The 17,613-nt window shown below is 66.3% G+C and carries 14 protein-coding genes; 6 read left to right on the top strand and 8 right to left on the bottom strand.

Features of this window, described 5'->3' with window-relative positions; translation table 11 throughout:
* Nucleotide 1: 1 nt before the first annotated feature.
* Both glyS and gmhB read left to right on the top strand, forming a co-directional pair.
* Complete coding sequence (gene glyS / locus CVH10_RS06135) at nucleotides 2–2,068, top strand: glycine--tRNA ligase subunit beta (RefSeq protein ID WP_106488124.1); 2,067 nt, start codon at nucleotides 2–4, stop codon at nucleotides 2,066–2,068.
* 312 nt (nucleotides 2,069–2,380) lie between these two features.
* On the top strand, nucleotides 2,381–2,965 hold the full coding sequence (gene gmhB, locus CVH10_RS06140) for a D-glycero-beta-D-manno-heptose 1,7-bisphosphate 7-phosphatase (RefSeq protein WP_035594580.1): 585 nt from the start codon (nucleotides 2,381–2,383) through the stop codon (nucleotides 2,963–2,965).
* 197 nt (nucleotides 2,966–3,162) lie between these two features.
* Here gmhB and gyrB read toward each other — a convergent pair whose 3' ends face one another.
* The 4 genes from gyrB to dnaA all read right to left on the bottom strand — a co-directional run bounded on the left by gyrB (nucleotide 3,163) and on the right by dnaA (nucleotide 9,349).
* A complete protein-coding gene (gene gyrB, locus CVH10_RS06145; RefSeq protein ID WP_106488125.1) occupies nucleotides 3,163–5,583 on the bottom strand; it encodes a DNA topoisomerase (ATP-hydrolyzing) subunit B in 2,421 nt (806 codons plus the stop codon).
* 11 nt (nucleotides 5,584–5,594) lie between these two features.
* The gene (recF, locus tag CVH10_RS06150) at nucleotides 5,595–6,710 is read right to left on the bottom strand and encodes a DNA replication/repair protein RecF (protein WP_106488126.1); all 1,116 of its coding nucleotides are present in this window, start codon (nucleotides 6,708–6,710) and stop codon (nucleotides 5,595–5,597) included.
* Between the two features lie 4 nt (nucleotides 6,711–6,714).
* On the bottom strand, nucleotides 6,715–7,818 hold the full coding sequence (dnaN, locus tag CVH10_RS06155) for a DNA polymerase III subunit beta (protein WP_035594570.1): 1,104 nt from the start codon (nucleotides 7,816–7,818) through the stop codon (nucleotides 6,715–6,717).
* 64 nt (nucleotides 7,819–7,882) lie between these two features.
* Nucleotides 7,883–9,349, bottom strand: a complete 1,467-nt coding sequence (gene dnaA / locus CVH10_RS06160) for a chromosomal replication initiator protein DnaA (protein WP_035594567.1) — start codon at nucleotides 9,347–9,349, stop codon at nucleotides 7,883–7,885.
* Nucleotides 9,350–9,865: 516 nt separating this feature from the next.
* Between dnaA and rpmH the strand changes: the two genes are divergently transcribed.
* The 4 genes from rpmH to mnmE all read left to right on the top strand — a co-directional run bounded on the left by rpmH (nucleotide 9,866) and on the right by mnmE (nucleotide 13,781).
* The gene (rpmH, locus tag CVH10_RS06165) at nucleotides 9,866–10,000 is read left to right on the top strand and encodes a 50S ribosomal protein L34 (protein WP_008959105.1); all 135 of its coding nucleotides are present in this window, start codon (nucleotides 9,866–9,868) and stop codon (nucleotides 9,998–10,000) included.
* 13 nt (nucleotides 10,001–10,013) lie between these two features.
* Nucleotides 10,014–10,409, top strand: a complete 396-nt coding sequence (rnpA, locus tag CVH10_RS06170; RefSeq protein WP_081945803.1) for a ribonuclease P protein component — start codon at nucleotides 10,014–10,016, stop codon at nucleotides 10,407–10,409.
* 204 nt (nucleotides 10,410–10,613) lie between these two features.
* Nucleotides 10,614–12,299 (top strand): membrane protein insertase YidC, encoded by a 1,686-nt coding sequence (yidC, locus tag CVH10_RS06175; protein WP_035594564.1) that lies wholly within the window; start codon nucleotides 10,614–10,616, stop codon nucleotides 12,297–12,299.
* A 111-nt stretch (nucleotides 12,300–12,410) separates the two neighbouring features.
* Nucleotides 12,411–13,781 carry a tRNA uridine-5-carboxymethylaminomethyl(34) synthesis GTPase MnmE gene (gene mnmE / locus CVH10_RS06180; protein ID WP_106488127.1) on the top strand — a complete coding sequence of 457 codons (1,371 nt, stop codon included), beginning with the start codon at nucleotides 12,411–12,413 and terminating at the stop codon, nucleotides 13,779–13,781.
* A 127-nt stretch (nucleotides 13,782–13,908) separates the two neighbouring features.
* Here the strand turns inward: mnmE and CVH10_RS06185 are convergent, their stop codons facing one another.
* From CVH10_RS06185 to CVH10_RS06200, 4 genes are all read right to left on the bottom strand, one after another.
* Nucleotides 13,909–14,754 carry a 23S rRNA (adenine(2030)-N(6))-methyltransferase RlmJ gene (locus tag CVH10_RS06185; protein ID WP_106488210.1) on the bottom strand — a complete coding sequence of 282 codons (846 nt, stop codon included), beginning with the start codon at nucleotides 14,752–14,754 and terminating at the stop codon, nucleotides 13,909–13,911.
* A gap of 74 nt (nucleotides 14,755–14,828) precedes the next feature.
* A complete protein-coding gene (locus CVH10_RS06190) occupies nucleotides 14,829–15,500 on the bottom strand; it encodes an OmpA family protein (RefSeq protein ID WP_035594558.1) in 672 nt (223 codons plus the stop codon).
* Nucleotides 15,501–15,585: 85 nt separating this feature from the next.
* Entirely contained in the window at nucleotides 15,586–16,752 is a 1,167-nt protein-coding gene (gene hemW, locus CVH10_RS06195; protein WP_106488128.1) for a radical SAM family heme chaperone HemW, read from the bottom strand.
* Entirely contained in the window at nucleotides 16,749–17,357 is a 609-nt protein-coding gene (locus tag CVH10_RS06200; RefSeq protein ID WP_106488129.1) for an XTP/dITP diphosphatase, read from the bottom strand. The genes hemW and CVH10_RS06200 overlap by 4 nt, the downstream gene beginning before the upstream one ends.
* Nucleotides 17,358–17,613: the final 256 nt, after the last annotated feature.

Below are 17,613 nucleotides of genomic sequence, written 5' to 3' on the forward strand. Positions count from 1 at the left end.
GATGGCAGCCGATAGCTTTCTGGTCGAACTGGGCGTCGAGGAACTGCCGCCGGGCGCGATCGACAAACTCTCCGACGCCCTGGCCGAGGGCGTGTCCCGCGGGCTGGCCGACGCCGACATCGCCCACGGCGAGGTGACCGCCTACGGCTCCCCGCGTCGCCTGGCCGTGCGCGTCGAGGCGCTTGCCGACAAGCAGCCGGACCGTGAGGTCGAGCGCCGCGGCCCCGCGCTGGCCGCCGCCTTCAAGGAAGGCGAGCCGACCAAGGCCGCCCAGGGCTTCGCCCGCTCCTGCGGCGTCGAGGTCGACCAGCTGATCCACCTCGAGACCGACAAGGGCACCTGGCTCGGCTACCGCGAGCAGCAGCAGGGCGAGGCCACCACCGCCCTGCTGCCCGCCATCGTCGAGAAGGCCATCGCCGGCCTGCCGGTGCCGAAGAACATGCGCTGGGGCGCCTCGCGTATCGAGTTCTCCCGCCCGGCCCACTGGCTGGTGATGCTCTACGGCAGCGACGTCGTCGAGGCCAGCGCCCTCGGCCTGAGCGCCGGCCGCACCACCCGCGGCCACCGTTACCACGCCCCCGAGCCGCTCGAGCTGGCCCACGCCGACGACTACCTCGAGGCGCTGGAACAGGCCTGGGTGCTGGCCGACCGCGACAAGCGCCGCGAGCGCATCCGCGAGCAGGTGCTGGCCGAGGCCGAGGTCCAGGAGGCCCAGGCGGTGATCGACGAGGAGCTGCTGGTCGAGGTCAGCGGCCTGGTGGAATGGCCGGTCGCCCTGGCCGGCGGCTTCGACGAGCGCTTCCTCGAAGTGCCGGCCGAGTGCCTGGTCTCCTCCATGAAGGCCAACCAGAAGTACTTCCACCTGCTGGACGCCGAGGGCAACCTCAAGCCCGGCTTCATCACCATCTCCAACATCGACAGTGCCGAGCCGGAGCAGGTGATCCGCGGCAACGAGAAGGTGATCCACCCGCGTCTGGCCGATGCCGCCTTCTTCTACGAGACCGACCGCCAGCAGCCGCTGGCCGCTCGCGTCGAGGGCCTCGCCAGCGTGGTCTTCCAGCAGAAGCTCGGCTCGCTGGGCGACAAGTCCCACCGCAACGCCGCCGTGGCCGCCTTCATCGCCGGTCGCATCGACGGCGACGTGCATCAGGCTCGCCGCGCCGCCGAACTGGCCAAGTGCGACCTGGTGACCGAGATGGTCCTCGAGTTCCCCGAGTTGCAGGGCATCATGGGCCGCTACTACGCCACCCATGACGGCGAGGACGCCGAGGTCGCCCAGGCGCTCGAGGAGCAGTACCTGCCACGCTTCGCCGGCGACGCCATCCCGCAGACCCGCACCGGCCAGGCCCTGGCCCTGGCCGACCGCCTCGACACCCTGACCGGTATCTTCGGCATCGGCCAGCGCCCCACCGGCACCAAGGACCCGTTCGCCCTGCGCCGCGCCGCCATCGGCGTGCTGAACATCCTGATCCAGGGCGAGCTGGATCTGGACCTGCGCGAGCTGCTCGAGCTGGCCGCCGCCCAGCATCAGGAACTGCCCTACGCCGACGGCCTGGTCGACGAGGTGCTGGGCTACATGCTCGACCGCTTCCGCGCCTGGGCCCAGGACGAAGGCATCGGCGCCGAGGTCTACCTGGCCGTGCGTACCCGCCCGGTCAACAAGCCGCTGGACTTCGCCCGTCGCCTGCAGGCGGTGAACGCCTTCGCCCGCCGCGAGGAAGCCGCTGCCCTGGCCGCCGCCAACAAGCGGGTCTCCAACATCCTCGCCAAGCAGGGCGGCGACGTGACCGTCGAGGTCGACGCCGGCCTGCTGCAGGAAGACGCCGAGAAGGCCCTGGCCGAGGCGCTGAGCAGCTGCCACCAGAAAGTCGCCCCGCTGTTCGCCGAGGCACGCTACAGCGATGCCCTGGACGTGCTGGCGACTCTGCGCGAGCCGGTCGACCGCTTCTTCGACGACGTCATGGTGATGGCCGATAACGAGGCCGTGAAGCGCAACCGTCTGGCCCTGCTGGCCAGCCTCCAGGCGCTGTTCCTCGAGGTCGCGGACATCGCCGAGCTCCAGCACTAAGCAAAGCGAGCGACGCGAAAGGGCCGGCGAGGCGACTCGCCGGCCCTTCTTTTTGTGCCGATGTTTCATGTGGAACATCGCTCCGATCAAGGCGCCGGCACTGATGACCAGCCTCCCCTCCCCGCGACTCGCTACTATCTCCTCTCCCTTTGCTCCTCTCCCTTGTCACCTCTCACCGGTCGCCGATGTTTCACGTGGAACACTCGTCCAGTCAGGGCGCCAACCCACTGACGTCACCAGGACCTGCCCGCTTGGCATCGCCTGTTTCACGTGAAACACTGCCGCTTTCGATCCATCCTGCCCGGAGCCGTCATGCCGCGTGCCGAGAAGCCTGCCGCCCAGTTAGTCATCCTCGACCGGGATGGCGTGATCAATCAGGATTCCGACGACTACGTGAAGTCGCTCGACGAGTTCCTGCCCTATCCCCAGGCCATCGACGCCATCGCCCGCCTGTCGAGGGCCGGCTGGACGGTCGCGGTAGCCACCAATCAGTCGGGCATTTCCCGCGGCTACTACGACGAGGCGACGCTGGCGACGATGCACGATCACCTGGATGCGCTCGTCGCCGAGGCTGGCGGCAAGATCGCCCAGATCGTGCACTGCCCCCACGGGCCCGACGACGGCTGCGACTGCCGCAAGCCGCTGCCCGGGCTGCTGAAGCAGCTCGGCGCCAAGCTCGGGATCGAGAGCCTCGAGGGCAGCTGGATGGTCGGCGACAGCCTGCGCGATCTGGAAGCCGGCGAAGCGGTCGGCTGTCGGCCGGTGCTGGTGCGCACCGGCAAGGGCGAGCGCACCCTGGCCAGGCACCCAGAGCGGACCAGTGACGATCGGACCCAAGTGTTCGACGACCTGGCCGCCTTCGTCGACTGGTTGCTGGCCGGCGACGCGTCCCGATAGCCCGCCCGCCGCGCCATCCGAAGAACGCTCTCCAACGCCATCGTTCGCCGGCCCTGCCCCAGGGATCGAGACATTCTCGGGTCCTGAATAGAAAAAGCCCGCCATCTCAGGATGGCGGGCTTTTTCATGTGGCTGGCGGCGGGGATACGGGCCACTGCGCCGGCGCGATGTTTCACGTGAAACATCGCGCCGGGCGATCAGATGTCCAGGTTGGCCACCAAGGCGTTGCGCTCGATGAAGTCGCGGCGCGGCTCGACCTCGTCGCCCATCAGGGTGTTGAACATCATGTCGGCGGCCACGGCATCCTCGATGGACACGCGCAGCAGGCGGCGTGTCTCGGGATCCATGGTGGTCTCCCACAGCTGCTCCGGGTTCATCTCGCCCAGGCCCTTGTAGCGCTGGATGGACAGGCCGCGCTGGGCCTCGTTCATCAACCACTCCAGGGCGTCGTAGAAGCTGTCGATCGGCTGCTGACGCTCGCCACGAGCCACGAAGGCGCCCTCCTCGACCAGACCGTCCAGCGTCTCGCCGAGACCGGCGATAGCGCGGTAGTCGGCGCTGGTGAAGAAATCGACGCCCCACACGTAGTCGGTGGTGACACCATGGGCGAGCAGGGTCACCGCCGGCAGGTAGAAGCCACGCTCGCTGTCCTCTTCCAGGCGGAAGCTGTAGCGCGGACCGCCCTCGTAGTCGACCAGGGCATCCATCTCACGCTGCAGGTAGTCGATCCAGCCCTGCATGGCGACACGGTCGCGCAGGCTCTCCTCGCCCTCGACGCGAGCGGCGTGGACGATCTTGCGCAATACCACGTCCGGATAGACCCGCGACAGGCGCTCGATGCGACGCATCACGTCACGATACTGATCCACCAGCGACTGCAGGTGCTCGCCGCCGATGCCCGGGGCATCGGCACTCACGTGCAGGCGTGCGCCGTCCAGGGCGGTGGTGGTCAGGTAGTCGGTGAGCGCCTGTTCGTCCTTGAGGTAGCTCTCCTGCTTGCCGCGCTTGATCTTGTAGAGCGGCGGCTGGGCGATGAACACGTGACCGCGCTCGATCAGCTGCGACATCTGGCGGAAGAAGAAGGTCAGCAGCAGGGTCCGGATGTGCGAGCCATCCACGTCCGCATCGGTCATGATGATGATGGAATGGTAGCGCAGCTTGTCGGGGTTGAACTCCTCGCGCCCGATACCGCAGCCGAGCGCGGTGATCAGGGTGCCGACCTCGGCCGAGGACAGCATCTTGTCGAAGCGCGCCTTCTCGACGTTGAGGATCTTGCCCTTGAGCGGCAGGATCGCCTGGGTACGACGGTCGCGGCCCTGCTTGGCGCTGCCGCCGGCCGAGTCGCCCTCGACCAGGAACAGCTCGGAGAGGCCCGGGTCCTTCTCCTGGCAGTCGGCCAGCTTGCCGGGCAGGCCGGCGATGTCCAGCGCCCCCTTGCGGCGGGTCATGTCGCGGGCCTTTCTGGCCGCCTCGCGGGCGCGGGCCGCGTCCAGCATCTTGTTGACGATGGACTTGGCCTCGTTCGGCTTCTCGACCAGATACTCGGCGAACTGCCGGCCCATCTCCTGCTCCACCGCGGTCTTGACCTCGGAGGAGACCAGCTTGTCCTTGGTCTGGGAGGAGAACTTCGGGTCCGGCACCTTGACCGAGATGATCGCGGTCAGGCCCTCGCGGGCGTCATCGCCGGAGGTGCTGACCTTGGCCTTCTTGAGCAGGCCCTCGGCCTCGATGTAGTGGTTCAGCGTGCGCGTCAGCGAGGCGCGGAAACCGGCCAGGTGGGTGCCGCCATCCCGCTGGGGGATGTTGTTGGTGTAGCAGAAGATGTTCTCGGCGAAGGTATCGTTCCACTGCATGGCGATCTCGACGCCGACGCCGTCCTCGCGCTCGACGTTGAAGTGGAAGACCGGGTTGAGCACCGTCTTGTTGGTGTTCAGGTGGTCGACGAACGCCTTGAGGCCGCCCTCGTAGTGGAACAGCTCTTCCTTGCCGGTGCGTTCGTCCATCAGCCGGATGGCGACGCCGGAGTTGAGGAAGGACAGCTCGCGCAACCGCTTGGCCAGCACATCGTAGTGGAATTCGATGTTGTGGAAGGTCTCGGGCGAGGGCTTGAAGTGCACCCGGCTGCCGCTCTGCTCGGTCTTGCCAACCACCGACAACGGCGCCACGGGTACGCCGTGACGGTAGACCTGCTCGTGGACCTGCTCGTTGCGCCAGATGGTCAGCTTGAGCTCTTCGGAGAGCGCGTTGACCACCGAGACCCCGACGCCGTGCAGGCCACCGGAAACCTTGTAGGAGTTGTCGTCGAACTTGCCGCCGGCGTGAAGCACGGTCATGATCACCTCGGCCGCCGACACGCCCTCCTCCTCGTGCACGTCGGTCGGAATGCCGCGGCCGTTGTCGCTGACCGTGATCGACTCGTCCGGATGGATGATCACCCGGATCTCGCTGCAATAGCCGGCCAGGGCCTCATCGATGGAGTTGTCCACCAGCTCGAACACCATGTGGTGCAGGCCTGTGCCATCGTCGGTGTCGCCGATGTACATGCCGGGCCGCTTGCGTACCGCATCCAGGCCCTTGAGAACCTTGATGCTCGATGAGTCGTAAGCCTGTTCGCTCATTGACTACTCCGTCATGAAGTCTGTCTGTCCGTTGGCAGCAGCTGCCCCTGCCCCGATTCGGTGCGTTTCACGTGAAACATCGCCACCGGCGTCCGCGAATCCCAGGCGCCGGCCAGCGCCTCCGGGTCGACACTGGTGATGAAAGCCTGGCAGCGCATCTCCTCCAGCCAGGCGCAGAAGACCCGGCGGTGCGCTTCGTCCAGCTCGGCGGGAAGATCGTCGATCAGATAGACGCAGGACTGGCCCGTGGCCTGCTCCAGCAGACGCCCCTGGGCCAGCTTCAAGGCGCTCACCACCAGTTTCTGCTGGCCCCGTGAAAGCACCTCCACGGCCGGCCGTCGGCCGAGGCGAATACCCAGGTCGGCCCGCTGCGGCCCCTGCTGCGTGAACCCCATCTGGCGATCGGTGTCCCGCCCCTGCTGCAGCACCTCGGCCAGGGAGCGCTTGCGGTCCCAGCCCCGCGAATAGCGCAGGGTCAAGCCCGGCAGCTCGATCAACCCGGCCAGGGTCTCGCTGAACACCGGCTGAAAGTCCGCCATCCAGTCACGGCGCAGGGTGTCCAGTCGCTCGCCCCACAGCACCAGTTCCTGCTCCCAGGCATCCAGTGAAGCATCGTGCATTCTACCATGCCTGAGCAGGGCATTCCGATGCTTGAGGGCGCGACGATAGCGCCGCCAGGCGTCGAGGAAATCATGTTTCACGTGAAACACGCCCCAGTCGAGAAACTCGCGGCGACCAGCCGGCGAGCCCTCGAGCAGGCGGAAGGCGTCGGGATTGATCAGCTGCAGCGGCAGCACCTCGACCAGCCCCGAGAGGCGGTCCAGGCGCTCGCCGCCCAGCCGCAGCTCGAGTTCCTCGGCATCGCGCCGGCGGCGGACGCCGAGCGGCACCGGGGGATCGCCCGCCAGGCGGGCGTGGAGGGTCAGGCTCTCGGCATCGTGGGCGATGGCATTGGGCAAGCGGCGCGTGCGAAACGAACGCCCCATGCCCAGCACGTGGATGCCCTCGAGCAGGCTGGTCTTGCCGCTGCCGTTGGCGCCCGCGAAGAGATTGATCCCCGGCCCGGGCGTGAGCTCCAGGGCCTGCAGGTTGCGCAGGCCCTGGAAGGCGAGACGATCGAGGGGCATCCCGTCAGAGACGCATGGGCATGACGACGTAGAGGGCGTCGCCGCCGCCCGTCTCTTCCATCAGCGCACTGCTGTTGGGATCGGCCAGGGTCATCTGCACCCGCTCCTGGTCGAGCACGTTGAGCACGTCCACCAGGTAGCCGACGTTGAAGCCGATCTCCATGGCCGGCCCGGAGTATTCGATGGCCACGTTCTCCTCGGCCTCTTCCTGCTCGGGGTTATTGGCCATGACCCGCAGGTTGCCCTCCTCCAGGTTGAGGCGCACGCCGCGATACTTCTCGTTGGAGAGGATAGCGGTACGCGACAGTACCTGACGCAGCTCGGAGCGCTCGGCGATGAACACCTTGTCGCCGTTGCGCGGCACCACGCGCTCGTAGTCGGGGAACTTGCCGTCCACCAGCTTGGAGGTGAAGGTGAAGTCGCCGGTGTGGGCGCGGATATGGGTGGCGCCGAGGGTCAGGCTGACCGGCTCGTCGCTGTCGTCGAGCAGGCGTACCAGCTCGAGAATGCCCTTGCGCGGCACGATCAGCTTCTGCGACGGCTCGACCTGGATCTCGGCCGGGCGCGAGCAGACCGCCAGGCGGTGGCCGTCGGTGGACACCGCGCGCACCAGGTTGCTGGCGAACTCCAGCAGCATGCCGTTGAGGTAGTAGCGCACGTCCTGCTGCGCCATGGCGAAGGAGGTGGAGTCGATGAGGTGCTTGAGCGTGCCGCGCGGCAGGCTCAGCTCGACGCTGCTCTGGCCGTCCTCGATGCTCGGGAATTCGGCCACCGGCAGGGTCGAGAGGGTGAAGCGCGAGCGGCCGCTACGCAGCACCGCGCGCCCCTCTTCCAGCGACAGCTGGATCTCGGACTGGTCCGGCAGCGACTTGCAGATGTCCATCAGCTTGCGCGCCGGCACGGTGATGCCGCCCGGCTGCTCGACCTGGCTGGCCACGGTCCGCCCGATCAGCTCGACCTCGAGGTCGGTGCCGGTCAGCGAGACCTGGTCCTGCTCGACCTGGATCAGCACGTTAGACAGCACCGGCAGGGTCTGGCGACGCTCCACCACGCCGGCGACCAGCGCCAGCGGGCGCAGCAGCGCTTCACGGGAGATGGAAAATTTCATGTCGACTCCACTTCTCTTGTCCTGGAGGAATTGAGGCCGGGCCCGGCCCTTCGCATTCGGGCAATCAGCTGGTCAGCAGACGCAGCAGATTCTTGTAGTCCTCGCGGATGTCCGCGTTCTCTTCCTGAAGCGCCTGCACCTTGCGGCAGGCATGCAGCACGGTGGTGTGGTCGCGCCCGCCGAAGGCATCGCCGATCTCCGGCAGGCTGTGGTTGGTCAGCTCCTTGGCCAGGGCCATGGCGACCTGGCGGGGGCGTGCCACCGAGCGTGAACGCCGCTTGGAGAGCAGATCGGCGAGCTTGATCTTGTAGTACTCGGCGACGGTGCGCTGGATGTTGTCGACCCCGACCTGCTTGTCCTGCAGGGCCAGCAGATCCTTGAGCGATTCGCGGATGAAGTCCTGGGTGATCGGCCGCCCCATGAAGTGGGAGTCGGCGATGACCTTCTTCAGGGCGCCCTCCAGCTCGCGGACGTTGGAGCGGATCTTCTGGGCGATGAAGAAGGCAGCGTCATGGGGCAGATCGACCTTGGCCTGGTCGGCCTTCTTCATCAGGATCGCCACCCGGGTCTCGAGCTCCGGCGGCTCGATGGCCACCGTCAGACCCCAGCCGAAGCGCGATTTGAGGCGCTCCTCGACGCCGCTGATCTCCTTGGGATAGCGGTCCGAGGTCAGGATCATCTGCTGGCCGCCCTCCAGCAGGGCGTTGAAGGTGTGGAAGAACTCCTCCTGGGAGCGCTCCTTGCCGGCGAAGAACTGGATGTCATCGATCAGCAGCGCATCGACGCTGCGATAGAAGCGCTTGAAGTCGTTGATCGCATTGAGCTGCAGCGCCTTGACCATGTCGGCGACGAAGCGCTCGGAGTGCAGATAGACCACCCGCGCGTTCTCGCGTCGACCGGCCAGGGCATTGCCGACGGCATGCATCAGGTGGGTCTTGCCGAGGCCGACGCCGCCATAGAGGAACAGCGGGTTGTAGGCGCCGCCGGGATTTTCCGAGACCTGGCGGGAGGCGGCCCGGGCCAGCTGGTTGGACTTGCCCTCGACGAAGGTCTCGAAGGTGAAGCTCGGATTCAGGCCGCTGTTGTGCTTGAGGCTGCCTTCCACCTGTACCTGGCGCTCGCTGCCAGGCCGGCGGGGCGCCTCCGCTCCCTCGTCGCGCAGCTGGTCGATCTCGCTCTCGTCGGCCACGTCGCCACGCGGTGGCGTCTGCACCGCCGGGGCGCGAGGCGCGGCGGAGACCGGGTCACCCAGTTCGCGGGTCTGCGGTGCCGGCGACGCGGCACGGCGGCTGCCCACGGTCACCACCACCTTGGGCGGCTTGGCCGGCGACAGTTCGCGCATGAGTTCGCTGATCCGCTTGGCGTACTTGTCACTGACCCAGTCGCGCACGAAGCGGTTGGGGGCCAGCAGCCGCAGCTGGTTGGCCTCCCCTTCCTCCGCCTGCAAGGGGCGAATCCAGGTGTTGAACTGCTGGGAACTCAGTTCGTCCTGCAGGGTATCCAGACATTGTTGCCAGAGAGCGAGCGACACGCGACCTCACCATTCGGTTGAAGAACGACCGAATATTGTATCGTGCCACCCGCAGGTTATCCACATGGATGACGCCTGCGGACATCGCTGTGGAAAACCTGCCCGGGGAGGTAGGAAGATCCTGCGAGGAATCTGAGCACTTGAGTGGCCCTGTGGATGACTCGCGATTCCATCCACCCTTCATCCACCGGTTACCCGCCGATCGCCAACGGGGTGTCCACACGATTATGATACCCACAGCGTATTGATGAGAAAGGCAATATATTAGTTATCCACAAATCTTTTCCCCACCAATAATCACAGGGTGTAATAGAAAACCCATACTAGTAATGATAGTGGATCCATCAGGGCTCACGAGAGAACGACCCGTCGAAAAGTCGCAAGGAAAAATTGCGCCCGAGGCCCGATATCACTACAATTTCCGGTCCTGAGCCGAATCTACCCGGATTCCCCACCGGAACCCGGGCGCCTCTGAATCGCCGATTTGTTCCAAAAACCACGTGGGAATAACGAGTTATGAAACGCACATTTCAACCTAGCGTTCTCAAGCGCAAGCGCGCGCATGGTTTCCGTGCTCGCATGGCCACCAAGAACGGTCGTGCCGTCCTGGCGCGTCGTCGCGCCAAGGGCCGCAAGCGCCTGAGCGCCTGATCGCGGACCTCGCGTGTCCAGTCAGGGCTTTCCCCGGCAGCTGCGCCTGCTGACTGCCGGGGACTACCGACGCGTCTTCGACACCGCTGCCTTCAAGGTCCATGGCAAGGGATTGATGGCCTTGGCCTCCCCCAATGATCTGGGGCATCCCCGCCTCGGACTGATCTTCAGCAAGAAGAACGTGCGTCGGGCCGTCGACCGCAACCGCCTCAAGCGCATCGCGCGCGACTCCATTCGTCTTCGCCAACACCGACTTCCCGCTGTGGATATCGTGCTGCTCGCCAGACGCGGCGTTCAGGATCTGGACAACGCCACCGTCCACCGTCAGCTGCACGGCATGTGGAAACGTCTGGAACGCGAAGCGAACAAGGCGGCCACGAGCGACTCACCTGAGGCAGAGCGTCGATGACGCCGACTGCCCGTCGCTGTTGGCACCGCCCGGAGCCTGCATGCGCGTGATCACGCCAGACGCCATCCCGCTTGACCTCGTCGCGTTCCCAAGGGACGCTCGGCGAGCCAACGCTAGCCTGCCCCCGGCAGGCTTTCGCGTATGTCGGGCCGGCGAGCGGCATCGCGCCACCGGATTGTTCACCACCCATCGAGCAGACCCCTCATGGATGTAAAACGACTACTACTGCTGATTCCCCTGGCGGTCCTCGCCTACCTGATCGTCGTGCAGTGGAATCAGGATTACGGTCAGGTGGCCACCGCCCCCCAGGCCCCGACCATCACCAGCGAGAATCCGACGTCCTCTTCCCCGGACGCCGGCGGTGACGACCTCTCGGTACCGACCCGGAACACGGCACCCGACGACATGGCCGGCAACATTCCCGGTCAGGCACCGTCCGGCAACAGCCGTGACCTGGTGGCCGTCTCCACCGACGTGCTGGACGTGCGCATCGATCCGCAGGGCGGCGACATCGTCTACGCCGCCCTGCCCCAGCACCAGTTCGCGCTCGATTCCGGACAGCCCTTCGTGCTGCTGTCCAACGACCAGACGCGCAGCTACGTGGCCCGCTCCGGCCTGCAGCTGGAAGGTCACCAGGGCCGCCTGACCTTCGCTTCCGAACAGACCGAATACCGTCTCACCGAGGGCGAAGACGCGCTGCAGGTGGATCTCTCCGCCAGCGTCGACGGCGTGGACGTCATCAAGCGCTTCACCTTCGATCGCGACAGCTACGCGGTGAAGGTCGACTACCTGCTGGACAACCAGAGCGAGACGCCGCTCACCGCGCGCTTCATCGGTCAGCTGGTCCGCGACGACAGCGCCGACCCGTCGACCGGGCCCAAGATGGGCATGAGTTCCTATCTGGGCGCCGCCTACTCGACGCCGGACGACAGGTACCTGAAGGTCGACTTCGACGAGATCAAGAAAGGCAGCTTCGAGAACCGCGACGTCGAAGGCGGCTGGGTCGCCATGATCCAGCACTACTTCACCTCCGCCTGGGCCCCGCCCCAGGACCAGCAGAACCTCTACTACGCCACCACCGACTCCCAGAACCGCAACGTGGCCGCCTTCGCCGGCGCGACCGAGAACGTGGCCGCGGGCGGCTCCGCCACCCTGGGCGCCACCCTCTACATGGGCCCCAAGATCCAGGAGCGCCTCGAGGCCGTGGCCCCGCACCTGGAACTGACCGTCGACTTCGGCTGGCTGTGGTTCATCGCCAACCCGCTGTTCTGGCTGCTGGATCACATCCAGAACGTGATCGGCAACTGGGGCTGGTCGATCGTCATCCTGACCCTGCTGGTCAAGGCCGCCCTGCTCCCGCTCTCCGCCAAGGCCTACAAGTCCATGGCCCGGATGCGCAAGCTCGGCCCGGAGATGCAGCGGCTCAAGGAGCAGTACGGCGACGATCGCCAGAAGATGTCCCAGGAGATGATGAAGTTCTACCAGAAGGAGAAGATCAATCCTCTGGGCGGCTGCCTGCCGATCCTGGTACAGATGCCGGTGTTCATCGCCCTGTACTGGATGCTGCTCGAGTCCGTGGAGCTGCGCCACGCGCCCTTCATGTTCTGGATCCAGGATCTGTCGGTGAAGGATCCGTTCTTCGTGCTGCCGATCCTGATGGGCGCCTCGATGTTCGTGCAGCAGCTGCTCAACCCGACGCCGCCGGACCCGACCCAGGCGAAGATCATGAAGCTGTTGCCGGTGGTCTTCACCTTCTTCTTCCTGTGGTTCCCGGCCGGCCTGGTGATCTACTGGGTGGTGAACAACATCACCTCGATCGCCCAGCAGTACTTCATCACGCGCAAGATCGAGGCCGACCCCAACGTCGGCAAGGGCATGAAGACCAAGTAACGGTTCCCCGTCACAGGTCTTCCCTCCCGCTCCAGACCCCCGCTTCGGCGGGGGTCTGGCGTTTGCGGGGCCGTCACCGGACAATAGCCACGTCTCACCGAGGAGCCACCGATGGCCGAAAGCCTCTATTCCCAGGACACCATCGCCGCCCTGGCCACGCCCCCGGGGCGCGGCGGCGTCGGCATCATTCGCGTCTCAGGGCCTGCCTGCCGGTCGATCGCCAGCAGCCTGCTGGGGCACTGCCCTGCCCCGCGCTTCGCCCTCTACGGGCCGTTCAGGGGCGACCAGGGCATGATCGACGAGGGCATCGCGCTGTTCTTCGAGGGCCCGAACTCCTTCACCGGCGAGGACGTGCTGGAGCTCCAGGGCCACGGCGGCCCGGTGCTCATGGACCTGCTGCTGGAGCGCTGCGTGCGGCTCGGCGCCCGCCTGGCCCGCCCCGGCGAGTTCTCCGAGCGCGCCTTCCTCAACGACAAGCTCGACCTGGCCCAGGCCGAGGCCATCGCCGACCTGATCGAGGCCAGCTCCCGGGGCGCCGCCGAGAACGCCCTGCGTTCGCTGCAGGGCGAGTTCTCGCGGCGGGTCGAGGGGCTGGTGCAGCGCCTGATCGAGCTGCGCATGTACGTCGAGGCGGCCATCGATTTCCCCGAGGAGGAGATCGACTTCCTGGCCGACGGCCACGTGGCCGCCAAGCTGGCCGAGGTCCGCGGCGAACTCGGTGAGGTGCGAGCGGCGGCGGCCCAGGGCGCGCTGATGCGCGAGGGCATGAGCGTGGTGATCGCCGGGCGTCCCAATGCCGGCAAGTCCAGCCTGCTCAATGCCCTTACCGAGCAGGAGACCGCCATCGTCACCGATATCGAGGGCACCACCCGGGACGTGCTGCGCGAGCACATCCATCTGGACGGCATGCCGCTGCACGTGATCGATACCGCCGGCCTGCGCGACACGCCGGACGCGGTGGAACAGATCGGCGTGGCCCGGGCCTGGAGCGAGATCGAGAAGGCCGACCGGGTGCTGCTGATGGTCGATGCCGCCACCACGGATGCCCTCGACCCGATGGCGATCTGGCCGGAATTCGTCGAGCGCCTGGCCGATCCGTCGCGGCTGACGCTGGTGCGCAACAAGGTCGATACCAGCCAGGAAACGCCGGGACTCGACTTGTCCACAGCCACGCCGGTAGTGCGGCTGTCGGCGAAGACCGGTGAGGGTGTGGATAACCTCAAGGAGCATCTCAAGGCGGTGATGGGCTTCTCGGCCACCACCGAGGGCCGCTTCTCGGCCCGGCGACGCCATCTGGACGCCCTGGATCGCGCCGAGCAGGCGCTCGTCAACGGCGAGGCCCAGCTGGCCGGCTACGGCGCCGGCGAACTGCTTGCAGAGGACCTGCGCGACGCCCAGCAAGCGCTGGGCGAGATCACCGGCGAGTTCAGTGCCGACGATCTGCTGGGTGAGATCTTCGGCAGTTTCTGTATCGGCAAATAGGGCGCAGCAATCGGCGCCCGCACCGGCTATCCATCACCCCGCCGGGTAAGATCTTCGCGATAAATGGCGGCGAGCAAGGCATCAGGTGCCTCTGCGTCGAGCCGTAGAGACTTTCCTGAGCCCTTTCCTACTCGCCCACCCACCAGTCACCGCGATGGCGGGCGGTGGGCCCCCACAGCGGCAGCAGTGCCGCCATGGCCTCATGGATGCGCTCATCGAGGCCCCAGGGCGGGTTCACGACCAGCATGCCGCTGCCGTACATGCCATGGCCCTCACCGGGGTCGCCCAGCGTCAGTTCGCTGCGCCAGATCTTGCGCAGGCCGCCGTCGCGAAGGCCTTCCAGCAGCGCCTGATGGCGTCCGGCGGGCAGCATCGGATACCAGATCATGACCACGGCGTGGCGCGCCTTGCGCATGGCCGACAGCACGGTGTCGGCCACCTCGTCGTATTCCGCCTTGCGCTCGTAGCTGGGATCGATCAGCACGCACAGCCGCGGCGTCTTCACCGGTAGCGCCTTCAGCAGCCCAACCAGGCCATCGCCCTGGATGCGCTTCACCGCCTCCGGCAAGGCCTGGTCGGCCAGGTGGCCGTGCTCGCCCGGGTGCAGCTCGAACAGCCGCAGCCGGTCCTGCTCGCGCAGGCGATGCGACAGCCACCAGGGCGAACCGGGATAGTGGTCAAGCCCGCCGCCCTGCTGGACCTCGCCCACCGCCGCCAGCCAGTCGCCCAGCAGCGAGGAGGCCTTCGACAGCCCCGTCCTTTTCGCCCACGCCCTGGCCACGCCCTGCTGGTATTCCTGCAGCCGTGCCGTCTCGGCGGCGGCCAGCGGATAGAGCCCGCGACCGGCGTGAGTATCGATATACGTAATAGATGATTTTTTACGTAACAAGTGATCGGCGACGGCGTAAAGCATCAGATGCTTGTGAACGTCGGCGAAATTGCCCGCATGGTAGGCGTGCTGATAGGAAAGCATGGCGGTGGTCATGTCATGGGAAAGAAAAGGGCCCGCCCCTGACAGGGGCGGGCCCGGCAAGCGTGGGAACCCGATCAGCCCTGGGACATGGGCGTCAGGGTGATCTCCACGCGACGGTTCTGAGCACGGCCGGCTTCGGTCTCGTTGCTGGCCACCGGCTGGTTCTCGCCGTAGCCGTTCATGTAGAGACGGTTGGAAGCCACACCGCTTTGCGAGAGGTAGCTGCCGACCGCCTGGGCACGACGCTCGGAGAGACGCTGGTTGTAGCTGGCGTCTCCGGTACTGTCGGTGTGGCCGGCGATGTTGACACGTGTCTCGGGGTACTGGGTCAGCACCGAGGAGACATCGTTCAGCGCGTTGCGCGCCTGCATGGTCAGCTCGCTGGAATCGAAGCCGAAGGTCACGCTGCTGGGCATGTTGAGAATGATGTCGTTGCCCTGACGTTCGACACCGATGCCGGTGCCTTCCATGCTCTGGCGCAGTTGCTCTTCCTGCTTGTCCATGTAGGCGCCGATGCCGCCACCGGCGGCGGCCCCCACGGCGGCGCCGATCAGCGCGCGGTCGCGACGACTGGTGCTGCCGTCGCCGCTGAGCGCACCGGCGGCGGCACCGACCACCGCGCCGATGGTGGCGCCGGTGCCGGTCTGGCTGCGCTGGGTCTCACCGGTGTTCGGGTTGGTCGTGGTGCAGCCCACCAGCAGGGCGGCGGCCGCGAGCGGCGCGATCATGCGAACGGTCTTGGTCATAGCGTCGTCGACTCCGTGTTGACGAATGGCATTCCGGCCGGCCCCTCTCTTCCCAGGTTACCAAGGGATTCACCAGGACCTTCTTTCAGGCGTCGATCAGGGCCAGCAGCTCGTTCAAGAATAATAGACCCTGGGGGGAGGCTTGAAGCCTTTCGCCATCTTCCACCAGAAGTCCTTTTTTCCTCGCCGCTTCGAGACTTGCCTGCAGCCGACCCACCGGCCGGCCGGTATGGGCCGACCAGGTCGACAGCGGCACGCCCTCGACGAGACGCAGCGCGTTCATGGCAAACTCGAGCGGCAGCTCCTCGGACGAAATCGGCTCGCGACCGGCCACGAAGCCGCGCGGGTCATCATGCCGGCGCAGGTAGGCCTCGGGCTGGCGGGTCTTCCAGCGACGCTCGACGTGAAAGCCGTCATCGTCGTGAGCGCTCAGCTTGCCATGGGCGCCGGCCCCGATGCCCAGATAGTCGCCGAATCGCCAGTAGTTGAGATTGTGGCGCGCCGGGCGGCCTGGCTGGGCATAGGCGGAAATCTCGTAGCGCGCGAAGCCGGCGGCTTCCAGGCGCTCGTGCCCGAGCTCCTGGATGTCCCAGAGGGCCTCCTCCTCGGGCAGCTCGGGCGGGCGCGAGTGAAACTCGGTGTTGGGCTCGAGGGTGAGCTGGTACCAGGACATGTGCTCGGGCGCGAGCGCCAGAGCCTGATCCAGGTCATCGAGGGCCAGCGCCGGCGTCTGGCCCGGCAGGCCATGCATCAGGTCCAGGTTGAGGTTATCGAACCCGGCCTCGCGGGCCTCGGCAACGGCCAGTCGGGCCTCTTCACCGCTGTGGATGCGGCCCAGCGCGGACAGCTGTGCGTCCTGAAAGCTCTGCACGCCGATCGACAGCCGGTTGATGCCCGCGGCGCGATAGCCGGCGAAGCGGCCTCGCTCCACGGTCCCCGGATTGGCCTCCAGGGTGATCTCGATATCGTCGGCGAAGGGCAGGCGAGATGAAACCGCCTCGAGCAGACGGCGGTAGAAGCCGGCCGACATCAGGCTTGGCGTGCCGCCGCCGATGAAGATGCTGACCAGATCCCGCCCCGCCGCCAGCGGAAGATCGGCGTCCAGGTCGGCGATCAGCGCCGCCAGATAGGCCTCCTCGGGCAGGCTGGCTCCGGCCCCGACACCGTGGGAGTTGAAGTCGCAGTAGGGGCACTTGCGCACGCACCAGGGCACGTGGATATAAAGCGCCAGGGGCGGCAGTGAATGGCTCATGAGGAGAATGACTCGCCGTCGAGCTGCGCCACCAGGGCCTGCAGGGCGCGCCCCCGATGGCTCAGACGGTTCTTCTCGTCGGATGAGAGTTCGGCGGCGGTCTTGCCGGATTCCGGCACCCAGAACAGCGGATCGTAGCCGAAGCCACCTTCGCCGCGAGCCTCGGTGAGAATCTCGCCGTCCCAGCTCTGCTGCACGATCAGCGGCACCGGGTCCTCCGCGTGACGGAGCAGCACCAGCACGCACCAGTAGCGGGCCGTCCGTTGCCCTGCCGGAACATCCGCCAGGGACTCGAGCAGGTAAGCGTTGTTACGAGCGTCGTCCTTGGGCTCGCCGGAGAAGCGCGCGGAATAGATGCCCGGACGTCCCTGAAGCGCATCCACGGCCAGCCCCGAGTCATCCGCCATGGCCGGCAAGCCACTGATGCGGCTCGCCTCGCGCGCCTTGAGCAGGGCATTCTCGACGAAGGTCAGCCCGGTCTCCTCGACCTCCGTCACGTCGAAGTCCGACTGAGGGCGAACGTCCATGCCCAAGGGCGCGAGCAGCTGGCCGAATTCGCGCAGCTTGCCGGCATTGCCGCTGGCCAGCACAACAGTTGTCGTCATTTCATCATCTCGATTGGTCACTATCGTTGCGGCGGCATTCTAAGCGCCCCCCGAAGCGAATGAAACACGAAGACCCTCAGCCGATCCACGCCCTACATATGAGTCAACAACTTAGTCGAACCACGTCAGCGACGAGCCATTAGACTGATTTTTCTCATACTCAATGACGGCAAACACAGGCCTGGGAGACGAGAAACCTCCAACTCATTGATTAAAAACCAAGATTCTTCAATGACAAAAAAGAATAATAAACAAG

This window comes from Halomonas sp. ND22Bw (genome assembly GCF_003011945.1).
Lineage (GTDB): Bacteria > Pseudomonadota > Gammaproteobacteria > Pseudomonadales > Halomonadaceae > Halomonas > Halomonas halophila.